This is a genomic window from Companilactobacillus mindensis DSM 14500 (assembly GCF_001434275.1).
GTDB classification, from domain to species: domain Bacteria; phylum Bacillota; class Bacilli; order Lactobacillales; family Lactobacillaceae; genus Companilactobacillus; species Companilactobacillus mindensis.
Window position 1 is genome coordinate 39,024 of sequence record NZ_AZEZ01000039.1, and the last position, 20,897, is coordinate 59,920.

A 20,897-nucleotide genomic window follows, 5' to 3' on the forward strand; every position below is an offset into this window, starting at 1 on the left:
GTTTCACAGGTGAATATATTATGAAGAAAATCCTTTTACCAATTTTAATGTTATTTTCTATTACGTTAGGCAGCGCTCCTAGCACGGTCTATGCAGACAGTTCTGTCGACACGACGGCCGATACTGAATTGAATCAGAATATCAACTACATGTTGAATAAAAAAGGCTATTCCGGAACGCTTTTAGTGGTCAAAGATGGCAAGATGGTCTATCAGACTAGCCGAGGTTTTGCTGATTTTGCTAACGGCGTATCCAATGACGCTGATACAACTTATGAGATCGATTCAGTGCAAAAATCGATGACGGCAGCGATGATCATGAAACAAGTTCAGAAGAAAAAATTGCGTCTGACAGATAAGTTGCATGAGTTTTATCCCGAGATTCCCGGCAGCAAAAAGATCACCATCCGACAAATGCTCGATATGACTTCTGGATTGAGTTTAAAGGGTAATATCGGTCCTGACCGAGTTATGTCTGATGCTGATATTATCGATACGGATATTGGCAATATTAAATTCTCGAATCTGATGTACAACAAGTGGAATTACTCAGCCATTAATTTTAATTTGCTGAGTGGTATCTTGGAACAAATTACAGGCAAATCATATCGGAAACTATTCACTGAGACTTACATTAAGAAGTTGAAACTCAAGAATACGATTTTTGCCTATGATGATAAACCTAGTATTCAAAAAGCAGTCGGTTACAGCAATATTGATCCAATCTCCGCAAATCTGGATTATCGTAATGCCTTATATACTAAGAAATCGTTTGAATTCGATGAATTAGGAACCGGCCAAGTTTATATGAGTGCCTACGATTTGTATAAAGTTGAAAAGTACATCATGACAGGTTCAATGTTGACGAAGAAGTCGCGGGCTAAGTTGTTCACGCCTGGTAGTATAAGTACTTACGGTGGTGGTCTGTATCATGGAAATAATGACAACTTTGCGAATGGTTGGGGTTATGGTTTCCAAACGGTCGTTCACATGTCAGACGATGGCCAGAACGCGGTGATCGTTTTGCAAAACTATGAACGATTGGCAGCGGATATCAAACCAACGGCAAAGCAAATTTATCAAATGATAACAAATTAATGCTTAAATACTATTATTAGATTTGTTTGGATTATTACTGTTTTTAAAAAGACTAGCTATTTCAACTGAAAAACGGTATAGTTAGTTGTGCAGGTAGCCTACCTGTGATTTAAAAGTGACAGCTTTATACATTCCAAGATCCGTTATAAAGTTGCCCAGAGCCTTACACCTAGGATTGGTGTAAGGCTCTTTCTGTTTTCTGGGATATAATTTGTTCAATTGCGTGATTTGATGTACGTTAGAATAAGTTATTGAGGAGGAAATATTATGTATAAATTAAATGATGGTCAAAAAATACCTGATTTTGGATTTGGAACATATAAATTAAATGGTCTCAAAGGTGTTCAAAGTATTGTTTCTGCCATTAATAATGGATATAGAATGCTTGATACAGCTTATAATTACGAGAATGAGGGTACTGTTGGTCGAGCAATAGCTGAAAGTGGCATTGATCGTGATAAGTTGACAATAACATCTAAATTGCCTGGTCGTTATTATGCTTATGACGATGCTATCACGGCCTTACAAGAGTCGCTTTATCGAGCTCATTTAGATTATTTTGATCTTTATTTATTACATTGGCCTAACCCTAAACAAGGAAAGTATGTTGAAGCTTGGCAAGCTTTGATCGATGCACAGAGGTTCGGTTTAGTTAAATCTATCGGTGTCTGCAATTTCTTGCCAGAACATTTGGAAAAGTTACAGACAGAAACTGGTGTTTTGCCAACTATTAACCAAATTGAATTACATCCTTACTTTAACCAAGCCAAGATGCGTCAATATGATCAAGATCACGGTATTGTAACGATGGACTGGAGTCCGTTGGGACGTGCTAGTTCAGTCTTGAAGAATGAAACTTTGCTTGAATTGGCTAAGAAATATAACAAGTCGGTCGGACAAATTATTCTAAGATGGGAACACCAATTGAATACTATTCCAATTCCTAAGTCATCTTCACCAGTCAGACAACGTGAGAATTTGAACATCTTTGATTTTGAAATTTCAAATAGTGATATGGAAAAAATCAATTCTTTGACTAAACCTGATGGAAGAAATAAGAATCAAGACCCAGCAGTTTACGAAGAGTTCTAATAATTCGAAAATGAGAGTGATATTTGAGTTTATCTCAAATACCACTCTTTTTTAAAATTGTCTCAAAATGTGATAAATTTTAAATCTAAATTTCACAAAAAAATCACAACTTTACTATTGTATATTGTTAATAAGAGAACTATATTCTAACTGTAAGCAGTTACAAAAAAGAAGCAATTCTAATCAAGAGGTGGTTCTTATGTATAGAAGCAATGGTAATTATGAGGCATTCGCAAAACCAGTTAAACCAGAAGGCGTTGATAATAAGTCAGCTTATATTGTAGGTTCTGGGTTAGCCGGCTTGGCTGCTGCAACATTTTTAATTCGTGATGGTCAAATGAAAGGCGACAAGATCCATGTCCTAGAAGAGTTAGGCCTACCTGGTGGTAGTATGGATGGTATTTGGAATGAACAAAAAGGTTATATCATCCGTGGTGGTAGAGAAATGGAACCTCATTTTGAAACACTTTGGGACTTGTTCAGATCGATTCCATCATTGGAAAATCCTGATGTTTCAGTTTTGGATGAATTCTACTGGTTGAACAAGAAAGATCCTAGTTTCTCACACGGTAGAGTTATTCAAGACCAAGGTAAGGAGTTGCCAACTGAAGGCGACCTTACTTTGACACCTAAGGCTGTTAAAGAATTGATCGACCTTGTGATGACACCTGAAAAAGACTTGGATGGCAAGAAGATCAATGAAGTATTCACTGAAGACTTCTTAAATTCAAACTTCTGGCTCTATTGGTCAACAATGTTTGCCTTTGAACCATGGGCAAGTGCTATGGAAATGAGACGTTACTTGATGCGTTTCTGTCACCATATCGACTCACTTTCAAACTTGTCATCATTGAGATTCACTAAATACAATCAATACGAATCCTTGATTCAACCAATGATCAAATTCTTGGAAGACAAGGGCGTTCAATTTACATACAATACTCATGTAACAAATATCAAAGTTGATCTTTCAAATGGCTCTAAAGTAGCTACTGAAATTGAAATGACAACTGATGGCAAAGAAAATAATGTCGAGTTGACTGAAAATGATTTGGTCTTCGTAACTAACGGTTCAATTACTGAAAGTACAACTTATGGTGACAAGACTCATCCGGCACCAACTGAACATGAATTAGGAGACAGTTGGAAACTTTGGGAAAACTTAGCTGCTCAAGATAAGGCCTTTGGTAACCCAGATGTCTTCTGCAAGAATATTCCTGAAGCTAATTGGACGATTTCTGGAACGATTACGTTGACAGATGATGAAGTAGTTCCATACATCGAAAATATCAGTAAGAAAGATCCCCACAGTGGTTCAATCGTCACAAGTGGACCAGTAAGTATCAAGGATTCTAACTGGCTATATGGTTACTCAATTAGTCGTCAAAAGCACTTTAAGAGACAAAAAGACAACGAATTAGTCGTTTGGGTCTACGGATTATTCTCAGACAAACCAGGTAACTTCGTTAACAAGAAAATCACGGAGTGTACTGGTGATGAACTATGTGAAGAGTGGCTATATCACATTGGTGTTCCAACTGACAAGATCAAGGACATTGCTGAAAACCACGCAAGCACTATTCCAGCACACATGCCATACATCACTTCGTACTTCATGCCTAGAAAAGTCGGCGACCGTCCATTGGTAGTTCCAGAAGGTTCAAAGAACTTGTCCTTCATTGGTAACTTTGCCGAAACAGAACGTGACACTGTCTTCACAACTGAATATTCAGTCAGAACAGCCATGGAAGCTGTCTACACATTGCTTGATGTTGACCGTGGTGTTCCTGAAGTCTTTGCTTCAGCCTTTGATACACGTACATTGTTAAGAGCAATCTACTATCTAGATGGCAAGAAGAAGATCGAAGACATCAAGTTGCCATTCAAGGAACGGATCGTTGAAAAGCAAGTTATGGAGAAGATCAAGGGAACTTATATCGAAGAATTGTTGAAGGATGCTCACTTACTATAGTAAATATTGTTAAGTATTAACGTTCAAAATAAAAACACTAAGAGTCAAGCTCGATAAAAGCTGATTCTTAGTGCTTTTTTGTTGCTAATCAAAATAAGTTTGCCAACATTTAGCTTTATGACAGTCAAAGGCCCTTTGAAAATCATCCGGCAGATTGCGAGCCAAGGAGAGGTTGAGCTGCAGAGCTTCCTCGAGTGAAAAGTAGTTGACGTCAGAAGTTTCAATACCACTGTGGATATCATCTTCAATTGGTTCACATTCAAAGAATAGTTTGTAAATATAGTTGAGATTTTTCTTAGGATAGTGATTCTTTTGCATATCCTTGATAGCAATTAGACGTTTAGGTTCAACTTTGATGCCAGCTTCTTCAAAGGTTTCTTTGACGGCAATTTCACCAGCAGAGTAGCCAATATCTCCCCAACCACCAGGAATCGACCATTGACCGCTGCTCTTTTCACGAACTAAGAGAATCTTGTCATTTTTAAAAGTGGCGGCTCGAATGTCGACCTTGGGAGTCACATAACCGGTATCGGCATCAAAGAAGATGCCTAATTGTTCAGGCGTAACATTATTAGTCAATTTGGTCGTTAGTTTTTTAGCGACGACTTCTAATTGTTCGTAACGTTCTTTGTCAAAGACATCTTTGCTGTAATGTTTGCCAGTTTGAGCGATTGCTTGTAATTGTTCGATCAATAGTTCTACATCATCATTCATGATCAAGTACCATCCTTTAATGTGAGTATAACATTGAAGGATGGTACTTTATAGCGCTTTTATTAGCTTACTTTCTCACGTTCTCGCATGAAATTATTAAAAATGTCGTATTTTTTGACGGCTTGTAATGGTTCATTGTCACGTTTGAGAACTTCGGCTACATTAGCCATTAAATAAAGACTGTTGATCAGCATAAAGTGCGAGTTATTTTGAAGAATAAAATGAATGCCATTTTCGATCGTTTGAATAGCTGAATCTTGTTCGGACAACTGGAAGTAGGAGAGTGAAGCCAAGTAAAAGACCAAGTTGAGATTCTCTTCGTATTTGGCTTTTTCAAGACCTTTCAAAGCTAAATCAATCTGTTTGAGAGCGGACATTTTGAGCCCTTGCTGAGCGTAGACATAAGCTAGTACAATATTGCCGACTCGAGTTAAGGTCGTTTGTTTGCGACTGTGGCCAGCACTGGCTAAAGATAGTTTTAGGTATTCTTTGGCATTGTCGTATTTTCGTTCCAAATGTAGAGAGCAGAGAGCTAAGTAAAAGTAATATGATTGAGTTTGTTTGCCAGTTTGAATAGTTTCTAAGACTGTGGGTCGATTCAAAAAAATCTGTAGCTTACGATAATTACGGTTGTTATAAAAAGAATGGATCTTCTGATTGAAGTAGTTATCTTTGCAGACCTTGAAATTAGTCGACAATGCTAAGTCGTCGAAATCAACGCAGAGTCTTTGACAGAGGTTGAGCAACAATTCAGTGTTGGGTATGTATTTATTGTGTTCAATTTCAGAAAGAGTTGATTGAGAACAAATATTTTCGGATGCTTCTAATTGAGAAAGTTGTTTTTGTTGTCGGGTTTCTTTTAAAATATCTCCTAAATTATTCATTATTTATACACCTACTATTTTTATTCCATTCGTCAAATATTTATATCTATGGCTAAATAATATAAAAGTAGTGTGTATTTTATGTTCAGATAATGTAAAGTTTTGTATTAATTGTGTAAATTTTCTGAAAAATAACGATAAATGTCCTTTACTTATGAGTTGAAATAAAAAAGTCTAGGATACAATTATATTTTTCCGTTTAACAAAAATTCGCCGCTGATTCGAAATACTGAATCAACGGCGAATTTACATTAATGCTCAGAATCTGACCAAACATGTTTCACTCTCTAAACGAGTTACACAAGCTAGATTCTTGCGCATTGCTACGACTTAAAAATCACCCACCAAAATCGGGTGGCTAATTTCCAAGTCTAGACAATTGCTCAGAATCTGATCGAGCTTGTTTCACTCTCTTGATGAATTTTATTGCAACGAAAAACCTTGTTCTTTCAAGAAACTAGCAACTTCAGGGCGATGAATGTGGTCAAAAATAGCTAAATTCTTCTGTGTCCAAGTCGTATCTTGGGGATGAGTTTTGCGATTAGCGTAATATTCTTTAACTTCTTGGTCGTAGTCAGTCAAGTCAGTGAATCGTTGATTGTTGTAAGTATTAGTCGATACTTGATTTTTGACGGACATACGCGGTTTAACTTGATTTTTGATACTAGGTACGCCGACGGTCATACCAAAGAGTGGGAAAGTAAATTTTGGCAAATTCAACAACTGCGCGACTTGTTTGATATTGTTGCGAATACTGCCGATATAGCAGATGCCTAATCCCATTGATTCGGCTGCAACGGCCATATTTTGAGCTGCAATCGTGGTGTCGACCGTGGCAACTAAGAGACTTTCCATGTTCTTGATAGGTTCCAAACTTTGATGGTGTCGTTGTAAGATCTGTGCTTGATGATTTAAATCAGCCACGAAAATATAAAAAGTGTCAGCCTTTTTGACATGAGGCGAACTGATCGTGATGTCAGATATTTTTTGCCGTAAGTCAGGATCAGTAATCTCAATAATAGAAAAGGCTTGGACAAATTCAGAGGTTGAGCCACTTTGACTAGCGGCTAATAAATTCTCTTTCTGCTCTTTGGTAATTGTTTCATCTGTAAAGTCACGAACAGAAACGTGATGGAGCAAGTTTTCGATGGTAGGATTCATAAATAAATCTCCTTTTAAATTGTTTTAATTTTTGTAATCATCGTGATAAATGAAGCGATGCAACTTTAAATATTGTTCACCTAATTTTTGCTCGTTGCTGTTCTCCTTAGGATAGTAGTAACGTCGTCCTTCTAAACCTTTAGGCATGTAATTTTGCTGGGCGATTTGGTGTGGTGCCGTAAAGGGGGATTCGAATAATCCGCCACCAGTAATTTCTTTAGAATGTTTATAGTGGCTATCGCGTAGCTCTTTGGGCATTGGATGTTCATTAGGATGTTGAGTATCTTGATCGAGTTTTTCCAAAGATTCGTCAAAGGAGCCTGATTTAGGTGAAATGCACATCAGCATAGTCGCAAACATCAATGGATATTTGGCCTTGGGCATACCAATTTTTTCAGCTTGATTGGCTGCCGTGACGATCTGCGTAACTTGCTGGGGATTAGCCAAACCGATATATGTATAAGGAATCTCCCGCAATCTGCGAACAACTGAAGGCAAGTCGTTATTCTTCAATAAAATCGTTAAATAATACAACGCAGCGTCAGTGTCGGAACCAGCCATTGAATCAGAATAGGCAGAAAGATAATCATAATGCTTGGTAGCTTTTTTATCGTAACTAAAATGTTGTTGCTGAGCAAAACTTTTTACATCGCTAATTTTGATATTCTCAGGATTAATAGCGTGGATCGTTTCTAGAGCATTTAAAGCAATCCTCAGATCGCCATCGGCTGAAATTGCAATCAAGTTTAAAGCATTAGGCTCAATTTGTTGTTCAGTCAAATGATAAATATCGTTGGTGGCTCGTTGTAGCATTGTTAAAATATCTTTGTCAGCCAGTGGTTTGAATTCGAAGATCTGACAGCGCGAGCGAATAGCAGGGACAATCGACATGATGGGATTTTCTGTCGTTGAACCGATCAACATAACGTGACCATTCTCCAAATGAGGCAATAAAAAATCTTGCAAAGTTTTAGTCATCCGGTGGATTTCGTCGATCAATAAGACGAATGAGTCGTCAGGATATTGATCGATCAACTTTGTCAGTTTAGCTTTGTTATCAATCGAAGCATTGAAAGCCTCGAAGGGATAATTATCTTCTTTAGCAATGATTTTAGCCAAGGTGGTTTTCCCAGTCCCCGGAGGTCCCCAGAGTATCAAAGGGATGTTGATGTGTTGATCGATTATTTTTCGCAGTGGTTGACCTGGGTTTAAAAGTTCAGGTTGTCCGACCATTTGGGTCAATTCTTGTGGTCGCATTTGATCGGCCAAAGGTGTTTTGAATGCCAAGATAATACTCCTTTCTGATTTGTGAAAAATAAAGAGCGGGGCAAAACACGCTTTAAAGCTATGTTTTGTCCCACATTAAGGCTGAATATTTAAAAATATGGTTGCATTTTAAAATTTTAATAAGTTCATTTTAAAACTGAAAAGGCAATAGGTAAAATATTTACTTTTGAACAATTTCCAAAAAATGCTTGAAAGTGAACACTTTATTGAAATTGTCCATATTAATTAGTTGCTAATTATTTTATATTAAACGAGTACCTTGATGAAAGGTACAAACATCTTGCAGATAAAACAGTAGTTTGAGTTATATCCATGTTGAATACCTTGCATAAAAAGCAGACCTTTCAAGGTCTGCTTTTTGTGTTTTAGACTAAAATCAAAAATCCAACTTGTTGCTTAAATATTCTGTGGCAGCAGCTTCTTGCATCTTGGACCAACTAGAAAAATTAGTACTGGAAGTAACCAAGAATTCTAATTTATCATCAGGCAAAGCCAAAAAACTTTCTTCATCGGTCACATGGACAGCCGAAAAGAATTCGTTTAGATTAGCAAAAGCAGTATTTTCTTGCATGAAATTATCGGTGAATAGATCTGAAAATTCAACGTTCAAAAGTTTCACTCCTCTCGTAAGTAAAATTATAGTACGTTATTGATCAAAAAATAAATCTTAATAAATGTCATATTTAAGTTGACAGAAACCTAGGTCAACAGTTAAAATTATGAGTGTTGTTAAATTTGCCCGTTGGTCAAATGGTTTAAGACGCCACCCTCTCAAGGTGGAGTTATGGGTTCGATTCCCATACGGGTGATTAAGTAGTTCAAGTTACTGTTATATCAGCGTTTAGAAGCTGGTATAACAGTTTTTTTATTTTCATCGTGGATTTGCCGGTATGGGGATCGAACTCGAAAAAATTGGTAGTTATTTCAATTTTTGTTGGAGTTATTATCCTTAGTTTTGATGATCAGAACATAGATCAACATGCCAATCAGGACAATTGTATAAATAGCACTGACGAAACCGGCATATTCCATTATGATCCAGCCGGTGATTCGAGCACTGGCGATTAAAAGCATCGATAAGACGCCAAACATGACAATGCGTCGCAATATATTTTGATAGATTTCGTTGAATTTTTTTTGATTATTACTCATAGAAGAATCACTCCTGAAGTTAAGGCTCCCGCTAATACGGCCAAAAAATTATTGAGAAAATGTACGGAAATATCGGCTTTGATATTTTTAGTCCGATAATAGACAGCGGCTAAAACGATCCCTAACAAAATTTTTGATAAGGCATAGATCCAATCGGTATCCGCGTTGAAAGGAGCATGAACGTAGCCGAAGATCAGGCCACTGAATAGGACTGATAGCAAAGGATTGTTGACGAAGAACCAGTTCATGAAAATTCCCCGGAAAATAATTTCTTCCAAAATCGGTGCAACAAAGATTGTAAAAGCAATTAGAATGAACATATTGTTGTTGCCAACTAATTTTAACGCTTCGACGTTTTCATTGCTGCTTTTCATGAAAGGAACGGTAATAAAATTGATCAAAAAAGTTAACAACAGGGCAACGACAATGATTATCCAAGTACTTTTAGTGAACTTTGGGGTGGAGAATTTTTGAACTTTTTTGAAGACAGCGAAGATTATCGTTGCTGAGATCAACAATAATATAATAGTAAAAACTGGTGCGTACTTTAAATAGGCACTATAACTATTTCCTAATTCTTTTTTTGTCAAAGTTAGGATACTTAATGGGAGCTGTTCCATTAAAAATAAAAATAAAAAGGCTATAATATGAAGTATGACTTTTATAGGATGATAAGTATTTTGAGAATTATTCATTAAAAATACCGCCTTAGTAAGATAACTATTAGAATTTTTGGATAATTAGTGCTTTAATACTATAATGCTATCATGAGTTTTTTAAAGGGAGTGAATAAATGTTTAATATTGCTCGAGGTAGGATCAACACGTGGCAAGTTCTTGGTGCAGTCATTTTTATGATTTTCCAAGTTGTTGCAACGTTGTACATTCCTAACATAACATCTGACATTGTTAATAAAGGTGTTATTACTGGTGATACTAATTATATCGTACATGCCGGAATAAAGATGGTGATCGTTTCATTAATTACTGTCGTAGTCGCTTTTGGTAATGTCTTGATGGCTTCACAAGCATCACAAGGATTAGGTCGCAAATTGAGATCTGATCTGTTTAAAAAAATACTGAATTTTACCCACGATGAATTCGATAAATTTGAAACAGCGTCATTAACAACTAGAACGACTAATGATGTTGTTCAAATTCAAAACGTAATGATCATGATGTTGAGAATGATGATCATGGCGCCAATCATGTTGATCGGTGCTAGTTTCATGGCTTATCAAAAGAATGCGGAAATGACGAAGATCTTTTTGATCTCGATTCCTATTTTGATCATTGTTACAGGTTTAGTAATGTATTTTGCTGTGCCATTGTTCAAGGCTATGCAAAAAAAGACTGACCGTTTGAACTTGGTTTTCCGTGAAGGGTTGACTGGGGTACGTGTTATCAGAGCTTTTCGTCAAGATCAGTTTGAACAGGATCGTTTTAAAGACGCCAATGCTGATTATACAAACAATGCGGTCAAAGTATTTACGATCGTGGCGATCATGTTCCCAGTTGTAACTTTGGTTATGAGTGGTACTAATGTTGGAATCACTTGGCTTGGTGCACATTATATTGCTAACCAATCAATGGAAATTGGTAATATGATTGCTTTCATGACTTATGCCATGCAAATTTTAATGAGTTTTATGATCCTTTCAATGGTTTTCGTCTTCGTTCCACGTGCTTCAGCTTCAGCCGCACGTATTCAAGAAGTTTTTGAAACTAAAAGTGAGATCGACGTCGTTGCTAAACCAGCTAAGGTTTCTGACGAAGCTTCATTGAGTTTCAACGATGTCAACTTCAGATACAGTGGAGCCGAAAAACTGGCTTTAGCTGATTTGAATTTCAAAGTAACTAAAGGTCAAACTTTGGCTATTATCGGTGGAACTGGTTCTGGTAAGAGTTCTTTGATCAACTTGATCCCTCGATTCTACGATGCTGAAACGGGTGTCGTTAGTCTCAATGGAACTGATGTCAAGGCTTTGAGTACCGAAGATATCAACAGTAAAGTTTCAATGGTTCCACAAAAGGCCTTTCTTTTCAAAGGTACGATCAGGGACAACATGATTTACGGTAAACCTGATGTAACTGACGATGAGATCTGGCACGCTCTAGAAATCGCTCAAGCTGCTGATTTTGTCAAGGACCTTGATGGTCAACTAGATGGCGAAGTTGAACAAGCTGGTGACAATTTCTCTGGTGGTCAAAAACAACGTTTGGCTATCGCTAGAGCACTGGTCAAAGATGCTTCAGTCTATGTCTTTGATGATTCCTTCTCAGCACTTGATTTCAAGACTGATTTGAATTTACGTACAGCTTTGAAGAATGATGAAAAAATCAGTCAAGCAGTTGTTGTTATCGTTGGTCAACGTATTTCAACGGTTGCTGATGCCGATCAAATCGTTGTTCTAGAAGACGGTAAGATGGTTGGTTTGGGAACTCATCAAGAATTAAAAGCAAATAACAAGACATATCAAGAAATTATTGATTCACAATTAAAGGAGGGTAAATAATGGCTGAGAAAAAACCTCAAAGTTCACCTTCAATGGGACATGGTGGCCCTGGTGGCCGTGGACCTGCAGTCGTTGTGAAGCCCAAGAATTTTTGGGAGACGACGGTTCGTTTAGCTAACTACATGTCGACTTATGTAGTAGGGTTGATCGTCGTGTTGGTTTTAGCTATTGCCTCCGCAGTTTTCCAAATCAAAACACCCAAGATCTTGGGTGAAGCAACTACTGAGATTTACAAGGGTCTGATGACTGGTGTCGCTCAACAAAAGGCGGGACTCAAGATTAACGGACTACCGATCAACTTTACGAAGATCGAACACATCATTGTGATCGTTATTTTGATGTATTTGGCTTCAGCAGCTTTCAGTTTCGTGCAACAGTTTGTTATGACACGTATTTCACAACGGACCGTTTACAAATTGAGACGGGATCTTAAAGCCAAGATGCAAAGATTGCCAATTGGATATTACGACTCACATTCAAATGGTGATATCATGTCGCGTGCTATCAACGATATGGATAACATTGCCGGTACTTTGCAACAGAGTTTGACGCAATTCGTTACCAGTACGGTTACATTCGTTGGAGTTATTTGGATGATGTTTACGATCAGTTGGAAAATGACTTTGATTGCTTTAGCAACCGTGCCATTGAGTTTGATCGTTGTCGGAATCATTGCGCCACAATCACAAAAATTCTTTAAACGTCAACAGACTTCACTAGGTTTGTTGAATAACCAAGTTGAAGAGAATTATTCTGGCCACGTGGTTGTTAAGAGTTTTAACCACGGTCAAGAATCGATCGATGAATTTGAACAAGAAAATACTAAGTTGTATAAGGCTTCTTGGAAAGCTCAGATGATCTCTGGTATCGTGATGCCTTTGATGATCTTCGTCAATAACTTAGGTTACGTCTTGGTTGCGATGTATGGTGGTATTCAAGTTGCCAATGGTAATATTGCTTTGGGTGATATTCAGGCTTTCTTGCAATACATGAACCAATTCTCTCAACCAATTGCTCAATTAGCCAACTTGACGAATACTATTCAAGCGACTGTTGCTTCTGCTGAACGTGTCTTTGAAATCTTGGATGAACCAGAAATGGACAATTCCAAGGTCGATGTACCGGACGTTAAAACTGATGACAAGGTCACACTTGATCATGTTAAGTTCGGTTATGAAGGCCGTCCAACCCTTTTGGAAGATTACAACTTGAGTGTCAAACCAGGTCAAATGATTGCTATCGTTGGTCCAACTGGTGCTGGTAAAACTACCATTATCAACTTGTTGGAACGTTTCTATGACGTCAACGGTGGTTCGATCAAATTGGATGGTAAAGATATCCGGAATATTTCTAGAGAAGATGTCAGAAGTCACTACGCAATGGTTCTACAAGATACATGGCTCTTTACAGGTTCGATTTATGACAACTTGAAATACAGTCGTGAAGATGCAACCAAAGAAGAGATCATTGCAGCTGCCAAAGCGGCCCACGTTGATAACTTCGTGCGTCAATTGCCTAAGGGTTATGACACGATCTTAAACGAAGAGGCATCTAATATTTCACAAGGTCAAAGACAGTTGATTACAATTGCTCGTGCTTTTGTGGCTGATCCGGAAATTTTGATCCTTGATGAAGCTACAAGTTCAGTTGATACAAGAACTGAATTGCATATTCAACATGCGATGGAACGACTATTGAAGAATCGGACAAGTTTCGTAGTTGCCCACAGACTTTCAACTATTCAAGACGCTGACAAGATCATCGTTATGAATCACGGTTCAATCGTTGAAACAGGTAATCATGATGAATTGATGGCTAAGAACGGATTCTATGCTGATCTTTACAATTCACAATTTGCCGGAAATGTCGCTTTGTAAAAAACTTAGATATATAATTGAAAGCGGGACGAAACATGGTCAGCTTTCGAGTATTAACAAAAAATCATCTTTGATTCCCACACTTGGAATCAGAGATGATTTTTTTGTTCCGTGTGTATGCGATATATTCAAAAAATATAGTTGTATTCAAATCCCTTTTTGTACTTTTATTTATGAAAGGCAGAAGTTAATGGCAGATTTTACAGAGACAAAAGCACAGATTATTGATCTAGTTAATAAACAGATTGTTCCCGGAGCTAGTTTTGGCTTTATAAATGGGACTCAGACGCATAAATATATTTATGGTAGTAAATCATGGCGACCAGCTAAAATCGCGCTCAAAGGCGGCGAATTGCACGATTTAGCGTCTTTAACGAAGGTTATGGGAACAGTTCCCTTGATTATCAAATTACTGCATGAGAAAAAAATCGATTTGCACGATCCGATTCAAAAATACCTTCCAGATTTTACTGATAGTAGAGTTGAGTTGTTCCATTTGATTACGCATACTTCAGGGATTCACGGCTATATTCCCAATCGGGATAGTCTCAATAGTGATGAGTTGATCAAAGCTTTGATCAAATTGCCAGTTACTGATACGTTTAATAAAAAGGTTGTTTATACCGATACTGGTTTGATTTTTCTTGGATTAGTGATCGAGCAGATCTGTCACATGCCGGTTCAAGATGCAATCATGAAATATGTCGTTGAACCAGAAGGTTTGAAGGACGCAACTTTTGAACCTGATGTCAGTCGTTGCGTACCAACGTATGAAGTTAATGGGCAAATGCTGCAAGGTGTCGCTAATGATCCTAAAGCGCGTCAATTAGGTAAGCACTGTGGTTCAGCGGGAATGTTTGCTACTTTAGACGATGTTATGAAATTTGCAGCTGACATGTTGTTGCCAGATAAAAAAGATCTGTATCACAATTACACTCAACTAGATCCTGGTAGATCATTAGGTTGGGATGTAAAGCCGGATGGGTCAGGACATGTTTTGTTCCACACTGGTTATACCGGAGAATTCATTGCGGTCGATTATCAACATCAAAATGCAATGGTCGTTATGACTAATCGGGTTCATCCAATCCAAAATAATCAGTTGTTTTTGGAACGGCGAGAGACGATTTTGGATGCATTTTTGGATGAGAGTAAATAAAAATTAAATATGGACGTAAAAGGCGCCTCTGATTCGAAATGCTGAATCAGAGGCGCCTTTTTGTTAATGCTCGAAAGCTGACCATGTTTTATTCTGTTTTCTAAAACGAGTTATACAAGCTAGATTCCTGTGCATTGCTACGACTTAAAAATTATCCACCAAAAACGGGTGGCTAATTTCCAAGTCTAGACAATTGCTCAGAATCTGATCGAGCTTGCTTCACTCTCTTGGTATATTTATTTTGATTTAATGTAACCCTTATCACCAAGCACTTTACGCAAACCAGTCATGGCTGTGTAGGTGGCCAACACGTAAATTTTATCAGTTGGGATATTAGCAATTTGTTTAACGAAGTCGTCGATCTCAACTGTTTCGATATTTTTCTTCATATCTAAACCAGCAATTTTGAAACGATAAGTAACGTCTTTAACTCGTTTACCACCAGTGATGACTAATGGCAACTTGTCGTAGTCGAAATCCTCGAAGTTTGCGTCCCAGATCCAGCTAGTGTCGATACCGTCGGCGTAGTTAGCATTCAATAAGAAAGCCAAGGTGTAAGGATCTTTGTCACTGAGAATAGTTTCAATAACTTGATTCAAACCAACCGGATTCTTAACTAAGATGATATTGACGTCTTTACCATCGACATTGATAGTTTCTTGGCGGCCAAAGACTTTTTCGTCATAAGCGAAGGCTTTTTGCATCTGTTCAACAGAAACGCCCATTTCGGAAGCAATTGCAAAAGCAGCTAAGGCATTATAGACGTTATATTTACCACCGATGTTCATTGTGAACTTGTGACCATCGATCTCAAAAGCAGTCTTGTTGGGCAACAACGTTGAAATGTTAGTCACTTGATAGTCCAAAGCACTACGTTTGAAGCCACAGTTAGGGCAGAAATAACTACCTAAGTTGGCGTATGAGATCATGTGGTAGTGCAAGATGTGATTGCAGTTGGGGCATAAGACACCGTCAGTATTCGTTGGTGCTTTGAAGTCAGCTGTTTCGTGACCTTTATCAGAGAAACCATAGTGAACGACTCTGTTAGGCAATTTCTTAGAAGCGAAGATAGCGGCATCGCCATTAGCAATGATCGTAGCCTCAGGAGCCAATTTGATCCCATCGAGGATCTTTTGATAAGTTGTATAGATCTCACCATAACGATCCATTTGATCGCGGAAAATATTTGTCAAAACGAAGTACTTAGGCTTGATATATTTGCAGATGATAGGAACGTTGGCTTCGTCGACTTCGATAACTGCTAGCGGACGTTTGCTCTTTTTGTGATGCGTAACAAAACTTGTAACGATACCTTGAATCATATTTGAACCGGTTGGGTTAGTTAGAACGTCATCGTACTTTTGAATCAACATCTTGTTGATCAAAGAAGTCGTTAGAGTTTTCCCGTTAGTACCTGTAACGACGATGAGATCGTAATCCTTGCCGAGACTTTTTAAAATATCAGGGTCGATCTTATAAGCAATTTTTCCTGGATATGAGGAACCGCCGTTGAAAAATTTGCTTAAAATAAAGTAAGATGTTTTCCCTGTTAATGTTGCTATACCTGATTTGAATGTCATCGATAAAAACCCCAAATTAAATTAATTAAAATAATATTATCACACCTAATCCATATTTTAGCGGTTTTTGTTTGAAATTGGAAAATGTTTGCTATATTCAAATCGGCGTTTTTTCGTTATAATCTTGAAGGATATAATTTTGGAGGCGTAAATTTGGCTCAATTATTTTTTAAATATGGTGCTATGAATAGTGGAAAATCGATTGAGATTTTGAAAGTAGCGCATAATTATGAAGAACAAGGTAAGTCAGTCATTTTAATGACCAGTATTATGGATACTCGTTCCGGCAAGGGTAGAATAGTAAGCCGTATGGGGTTGACTCGTGATGCTATTGCTTTGACGAAGGATTCGAATGTTTTAGAAATTGTTAAGGCTAAAAATCCTAGTGCGGCTTGTGTTTTGATCGATGAATGTGAATTTATGACTAAAGATCAAGTCTTAGAAGCAACTCAAGTGGTTGATGACTTAGGCATTCCTGTCATGGCATTTGGTTTGAAAAATGACTTTCGCAATGAATTGTTCGAAGGAACTAAATATTTGTTGTTGTACGCTGATAAGTTGGAAGAAATGAAGACTATTTGCTGGTTCTGTAAGAAAAAAGCTACAATGAATATGCGTATGTCTAATGGCAAACCAGTTTATGAAGGAAAACAGGTGTCGATCGGTGGCAATGAAATGTATTATCCAGTTTGTCGTCGCCATTACAACCATCCTCCAATGCTCGATGAAGAATAATAAATAGAAGAAAGGATAGTTAAGTTGGATAAAATATTTGATCAACTAGAAACTTTACTTGAAAGATATCAAGAACTTCAAGAACTTATGAGTGATCCTGAAGTTATCAACGATACTAAGCGTTATATGGCTTACTCTAAAGAAGAAGCTGATATGCGTGATGTCGTTGCGGCTTTCAAGCGTTACAAAGAATTAAAACAAAGTATCAGTGATAGCGATGAGATTCTTCGTGAAACTGACGATGCAGAAATGCAAGCAATGGCAAAAGATGAGATGGAGAGTTCCAAAAAAGAACTTGAAGAGATCGAACACAAGATCACGCTCTTGATGTTGCCTAAGGATCCTAACGATGATAAGAATATCATCATGGAGATCCGTGGCGCTGCCGGTGGGGACGAAGCTAGTTTGTTCGCCGCTGATCTGTTGAGTATGTACAGCAAGTATGCTGAAAAACAAGGCTGGAGCTTTGACATCATTGATGAAACTGACACTGAAGTCGGTGGTTACAAGGATGTCGCCGTCATGATCACAGGTGACAGTGTCTACTCTAAATTGAAGTATGAAAACGGAGCTCACCGTGTTCAACGTATTCCATCAACTGAATCTCAAGGTCGGGTCCACACTTCAACTGCCACAGTTGCCGTAATGCCTGAATATGATGAAGTTGATATTGATATCGATCCTAAGGATATCAGAACTGATGTTTACCGTTCATCTGGTGCTGGTGGTCAACACATTAACAAGACCTCATCAGCTGTCCGTATGACTCACTTGCCAACTGGTATCGTAGTTGCTATGCAGGATCAACGTTCACAGCAACAAAACCGTCAAAAAGCAATGCAAATTTTGAAGTCACGTGTTTATGATTACTATGAATCGGAAAACCAAAGTGAATACGATGAGAAACGTAAGTCTGCCGTTGGTACGGGGGACCGTTCTGAACGTATTAGAACTTACAACTATCCACAAAACCGTGTTACTGATCACCGAATCGGTTTGTCATTGAACAAATTGGATCGAATCATGAACGGGGATCTCGACGAAATTATTTCTGCCTTGATCGTTCACGACCAAGCACAAAAATTGGAGCAAATTCAAAGTGGAGAAGCTAAGTTATTCTAACGCCCTGAAAGGGGCTTTTTCTATGTTAAAGGCCGAGCACAAGTTTCCAGAGGATGCTCAGTATTTGATGGAGGAATTAAGTGGGTTCAATTACACGCAACTGCAGCTGCATCGAAATGATGAAGTTCCCAGTGATATTATGTATCGGTTTCGGGATGGACTAGCTAAGTTGATGACTGATGAGCCGGTACAATATATTTTGGGATATGCATATTTCATGGATCGAAACTTTTCTGTTAATGAGAATGTACTTATTCCTAGGCAAGATACCGAAGAAATGGTTCAAAAGATCATTGATGATCATGGCGATGAGAAAAAAAGTATTTGTGACATTGGAACTGGTTCAGGGATCATTGCGGTCACTTTGGGCTTAGAATTTCCGGAAGATGAAATCTTAGCAACTGATATTTCCAAGGATGCTTTAAAGGTCGCTGAACTTAATTCGGAAAACTACCAAACAAATAATGTCTTTTTTAAGCAGAGTGATTTGTTTAAAAGTATTGAACCACAAAAATTCGATATCATTGTGTCCAATCCACCATACATTGCTGAATCAGAGAAAAAGGATATGGATATCAGTGTCATCAAGTATGAACCGGATTTAGCTTTGTACGGTCAAGATGATGGTTTGGAATTCTACGAGAATATCACGCAAGAAGTTCAAAATTACTTGTCTGACGATGGTATTTTGTACATGGAGTTCGGTTTTCGACAAAAAAATGCAATAAAACAGATTTTTTGTGATAATTTACCTGATTATGTTGTAGAATTTCATAAAGATATAAGTGGAAATTACCGATATCTAAAAGCTAAAAAGGAGATGTAGTATTGGAAACTGAGATACTCAAGAATACACAGATTCAAGAAGCTGCAGATTTCCTAGCCAAAGGACTGTTAGTTGCTTTTCCAACTGAAACAGTTTACGGACTAGGTGCTGACGCGACAAGACCTGATGTAGTCAAAGATGTCTATGCTGCCAAAGGACGTCCAAGCGACAATCCTTTGATCGTGCATGTTTCTGGACCAGAGATGGTTTGGGAATACGCCGACAACAGTTATAAGCCCTTGGCTGAAAAACTGATGAATGCATTTTGGCCTGGCCCATTGACGATCATTATGCCAATTCAGCCTGGTAAGCTATCGAAAGCAGTGACCGGGGGACTTACAACTGCTGCCTTTCGTATGCCCAACAATCAGACAACTTTGAATCTTATCAAAACTTTTGGCAAACCAATTGTTGGTCCATCAGCTAATACTAGTGGGAAACCTAGTCCAACCTTGGCTAAGCATGTTTATCATGATCTGCATGGTAAAATTGCGGCCATTTTGGATGATGGTCCAACGAAACTTGGTGTTGAATCTACAGTGATCGACTTGTCTGTGGATATACCAACGATTTTGAGACCGGGGATGATCGACTCAGACGATTTGTTGAAAGTTATCGACGACGTCAACAGTGACCATCACAAAGTCACAAAGACCGAGGTTCCAAAGGCGCCAGGAATGAAGTACAAGCACTACGCACCAAACGCACAAGTTATCATCGTTGATGATAAGAACGACTTTAAACAAGCTATTGCTGAATACGTCGCTAAAGATGTTTCAATGGGAGTCATGGCTACGGATGAAATTTTGAAGGAAGTACCTGAAGGTATCGAGAAGTTTTCACTTGGTGACGATGTCTACACGGCTTCAAGAAATCTATTTGCTGGATTACGTCAATTGGACAATGATCATATGCAATTTATCCTAGCTCAAGGATTCCCTGACGAAGGTCACGGTGCTGCATACAGTAATCGCTTGAATAAGTCAGCTGGTAACACACATTATAAAAACTAAGGAGATTCAAAATGTCTAAATTTACAGTATTAAATCACCCATTGATCCAACATAAACTTACAATTATCCGTAACAAGCACACTGGTACTAAGGTGTTCCGTGAAGTTGCCAACGAAATTGGTGAACTTATGGTTTACGAAATTACTCGTGACCTTCCTTTGAAAGATGTTGAAGTTGAAACACCAATGGGTAAGTCAACACAAAAAGTACTTGCTGGTAAAAAACTAGCTGTTATTCCTATTTTGCGTGCTGGTCTAGGTATGGTCGATGGCGTTCTTGAATTGATCCCCGCTGCTAAAGTTGGTCACATTGGTATGTACCGTGATGAAAAAACTTTGAAGCCACACGAATATTTTGTAAAACTCCCTAGTGATATCGACCAACGTGAACTATTCATCGTTGATCCAATGCTTGCTACTGGTGGTTCAGCTAATATGGCCATTGAAGCTCTTAAAAAACGTGGTGCTAAGCACATGCGCCTAGTTGTATTAGTAGCAGCTCCTGAAGGTGTCAAAGCTGTTCAAGATGCTCATCCTGATGTTGATATTTATGCCGCATCACTTGATGAAAAGATTACCGAAAGTGGTTATATTTTCCCTGGTCTAGGCGATGCTGGAGACAGATTGTTTGGGACAAAATAGAAATTTCATTGTTTGAATATCTAAAATTTAGTGTTATTATTTCATGGTATCAATTGTTTTCAATAAGCGA

Annotated in this window: 19 protein-coding genes and 1 tRNA gene; 12 read left to right on the forward strand and 8 right to left on the reverse strand. The window is 38.0% G+C overall.

What is annotated here, in order from left to right; translation table 11 throughout:
* The first annotated feature begins 20 nt into the window (after positions 1-20).
* The 3 genes from FD29_RS04375 to FD29_RS04385 all read left to right on the forward strand — a co-directional run bounded on the left by FD29_RS04375 (position 21) and on the right by FD29_RS04385 (position 4,161).
* The gene (locus FD29_RS04375; protein WP_083477772.1) at positions 21-1,097 is read left to right on the forward strand and encodes a serine hydrolase domain-containing protein; all 1,077 of its coding nucleotides are present in this window, start codon (positions 21-23) and stop codon (positions 1,095-1,097) included.
* A gap of 267 nt (positions 1,098-1,364) precedes the next feature.
* The gene (locus tag FD29_RS04380) at positions 1,365-2,189 is read left to right on the forward strand and encodes an aldo/keto reductase (RefSeq protein ID WP_057887740.1); all 825 of its coding nucleotides are present in this window, start codon (positions 1,365-1,367) and stop codon (positions 2,187-2,189) included.
* A 199-nt stretch (positions 2,190-2,388) separates the two neighbouring features.
* Positions 2,389-4,161: an oleate hydratase gene (locus FD29_RS04385; protein WP_057887741.1), complete on the forward strand. Its 1,773-nt coding sequence runs from the start codon at positions 2,389-2,391 to the stop codon at positions 4,159-4,161.
* 84 nt (positions 4,162-4,245) lie between these two features.
* Here the strand turns inward: FD29_RS04385 and FD29_RS04390 are convergent, their stop codons facing one another.
* The 5 genes from FD29_RS04390 to FD29_RS04410 all read right to left on the reverse strand — a co-directional run bounded on the left by FD29_RS04390 (position 4,246) and on the right by FD29_RS04410 (position 8,817).
* Positions 4,246-4,875 carry an NUDIX hydrolase N-terminal domain-containing protein gene (locus FD29_RS04390; protein ID WP_057887742.1) on the reverse strand — a complete coding sequence of 210 codons (630 nt, stop codon included), beginning with the start codon at positions 4,873-4,875 and terminating at the stop codon, positions 4,246-4,248.
* A 62-nt stretch (positions 4,876-4,937) separates the two neighbouring features.
* Entirely contained in the window at positions 4,938-5,759 is an 822-nt protein-coding gene (locus tag FD29_RS04395) for a helix-turn-helix domain-containing protein (RefSeq protein WP_057887743.1), read from the reverse strand.
* Between the two features lie 423 nt (positions 5,760-6,182).
* Entirely contained in the window at positions 6,183-6,920 is a 738-nt protein-coding gene (nfsA, locus tag FD29_RS04400; protein ID WP_057887744.1) for an oxygen-insensitive NADPH nitroreductase, read from the reverse strand.
* Between the two features lie 24 nt (positions 6,921-6,944).
* The gene (locus tag FD29_RS04405; RefSeq protein ID WP_057887745.1) at positions 6,945-8,207 is read right to left on the reverse strand and encodes a replication-associated recombination protein A; all 1,263 of its coding nucleotides are present in this window, start codon (positions 8,205-8,207) and stop codon (positions 6,945-6,947) included.
* Between the two features lie 376 nt (positions 8,208-8,583).
* Complete coding sequence (locus tag FD29_RS04410; RefSeq protein ID WP_057887746.1) at positions 8,584-8,817, reverse strand: hypothetical protein; 234 nt, start codon at positions 8,815-8,817, stop codon at positions 8,584-8,586.
* Positions 8,818-8,943: 126 nt separating this feature from the next.
* Between FD29_RS04410 and FD29_RS04415 the strand changes: the two genes are divergently transcribed.
* Positions 8,944-9,016: transfer RNA gene (locus FD29_RS04415), tRNA-Glu, on the forward strand.
* A gap of 115 nt (positions 9,017-9,131) precedes the next feature.
* On the opposite strand, the gene FD29_RS04420 is transcribed toward FD29_RS04415, so the two are convergent.
* The gene (locus FD29_RS04420; RefSeq protein WP_057887747.1) at positions 9,132-9,359 is read right to left on the reverse strand and encodes a hypothetical protein; all 228 of its coding nucleotides are present in this window, start codon (positions 9,357-9,359) and stop codon (positions 9,132-9,134) included.
* Positions 9,356-9,949, reverse strand: coding sequence for a CPBP family intramembrane glutamic endopeptidase (locus tag FD29_RS04425; RefSeq protein ID WP_235804259.1), 594 nt, complete (start codon positions 9,947-9,949; stop codon positions 9,356-9,358). The genes FD29_RS04420 and FD29_RS04425 overlap by 4 nt, the downstream gene beginning before the upstream one ends.
* Before the next feature lie 203 nt (positions 9,950-10,152).
* Here FD29_RS04425 and FD29_RS04430 point away from each other — a divergent pair, with 203 nt between their 5' ends.
* The 3 genes from FD29_RS04430 (at position 10,153) to FD29_RS04440 (ending at position 14,910) form a co-directional block, all read left to right on the forward strand.
* Positions 10,153-11,874 carry an ABC transporter ATP-binding protein gene (locus FD29_RS04430; protein WP_057887749.1) on the forward strand — a complete coding sequence of 574 codons (1,722 nt, stop codon included), beginning with the start codon at positions 10,153-10,155 and terminating at the stop codon, positions 11,872-11,874.
* A complete protein-coding gene (locus FD29_RS04435; RefSeq protein WP_057887750.1) occupies positions 11,874-13,751 on the forward strand; it encodes an ABC transporter ATP-binding protein in 1,878 nt (625 codons plus the stop codon). The genes FD29_RS04430 and FD29_RS04435 overlap by 1 nt, the downstream gene beginning before the upstream one ends.
* A 190-nt stretch (positions 13,752-13,941) precedes the next feature.
* Positions 13,942-14,910 carry a serine hydrolase domain-containing protein gene (locus FD29_RS04440; protein WP_057887751.1) on the forward strand — a complete coding sequence of 323 codons (969 nt, stop codon included), beginning with the start codon at positions 13,942-13,944 and terminating at the stop codon, positions 14,908-14,910.
* A gap of 236 nt (positions 14,911-15,146) precedes the next feature.
* Here FD29_RS04440 and FD29_RS04445 read toward each other — a convergent pair whose 3' ends face one another.
* A complete protein-coding gene (locus FD29_RS04445) occupies positions 15,147-16,490 on the reverse strand; it encodes a Mur ligase family protein (protein ID WP_057887752.1) in 1,344 nt (447 codons plus the stop codon).
* Between the two features lie 153 nt (positions 16,491-16,643).
* Between FD29_RS04445 and FD29_RS04450 the strand changes: the two genes are divergently transcribed.
* The 5 genes from FD29_RS04450 to upp are packed head-to-tail and all read left to right on the forward strand — an operon-like array spanning position 16,644 to position 20,827.
* The gene (locus FD29_RS04450; protein WP_057887753.1) at positions 16,644-17,225 is read left to right on the forward strand and encodes a thymidine kinase; all 582 of its coding nucleotides are present in this window, start codon (positions 16,644-16,646) and stop codon (positions 17,223-17,225) included.
* 24 nt (positions 17,226-17,249) lie between these two features.
* Complete coding sequence (gene prfA, locus FD29_RS04455; protein ID WP_057887754.1) at positions 17,250-18,347, forward strand: peptide chain release factor 1; 1,098 nt, start codon at positions 17,250-17,252, stop codon at positions 18,345-18,347.
* Positions 18,325-19,173: a peptide chain release factor N(5)-glutamine methyltransferase gene (prmC, locus tag FD29_RS04460; protein ID WP_083477773.1), complete on the forward strand. Its 849-nt coding sequence runs from the start codon at positions 18,325-18,327 to the stop codon at positions 19,171-19,173. The genes prfA and prmC overlap by 23 nt, the downstream gene beginning before the upstream one ends.
* Positions 19,174-19,175: 2 nt before the next feature.
* A complete protein-coding gene (locus FD29_RS04465) occupies positions 19,176-20,186 on the forward strand; it encodes an L-threonylcarbamoyladenylate synthase (RefSeq protein ID WP_057887756.1) in 1,011 nt (336 codons plus the stop codon).
* Positions 20,187-20,197: 11 nt separating this feature from the next.
* Positions 20,198-20,827, forward strand: a complete 630-nt coding sequence (gene upp, locus FD29_RS04470) for a uracil phosphoribosyltransferase (protein WP_057887757.1) — start codon at positions 20,198-20,200, stop codon at positions 20,825-20,827.
* The last annotated feature ends 70 nt before the right edge of the window (positions 20,828-20,897 follow it).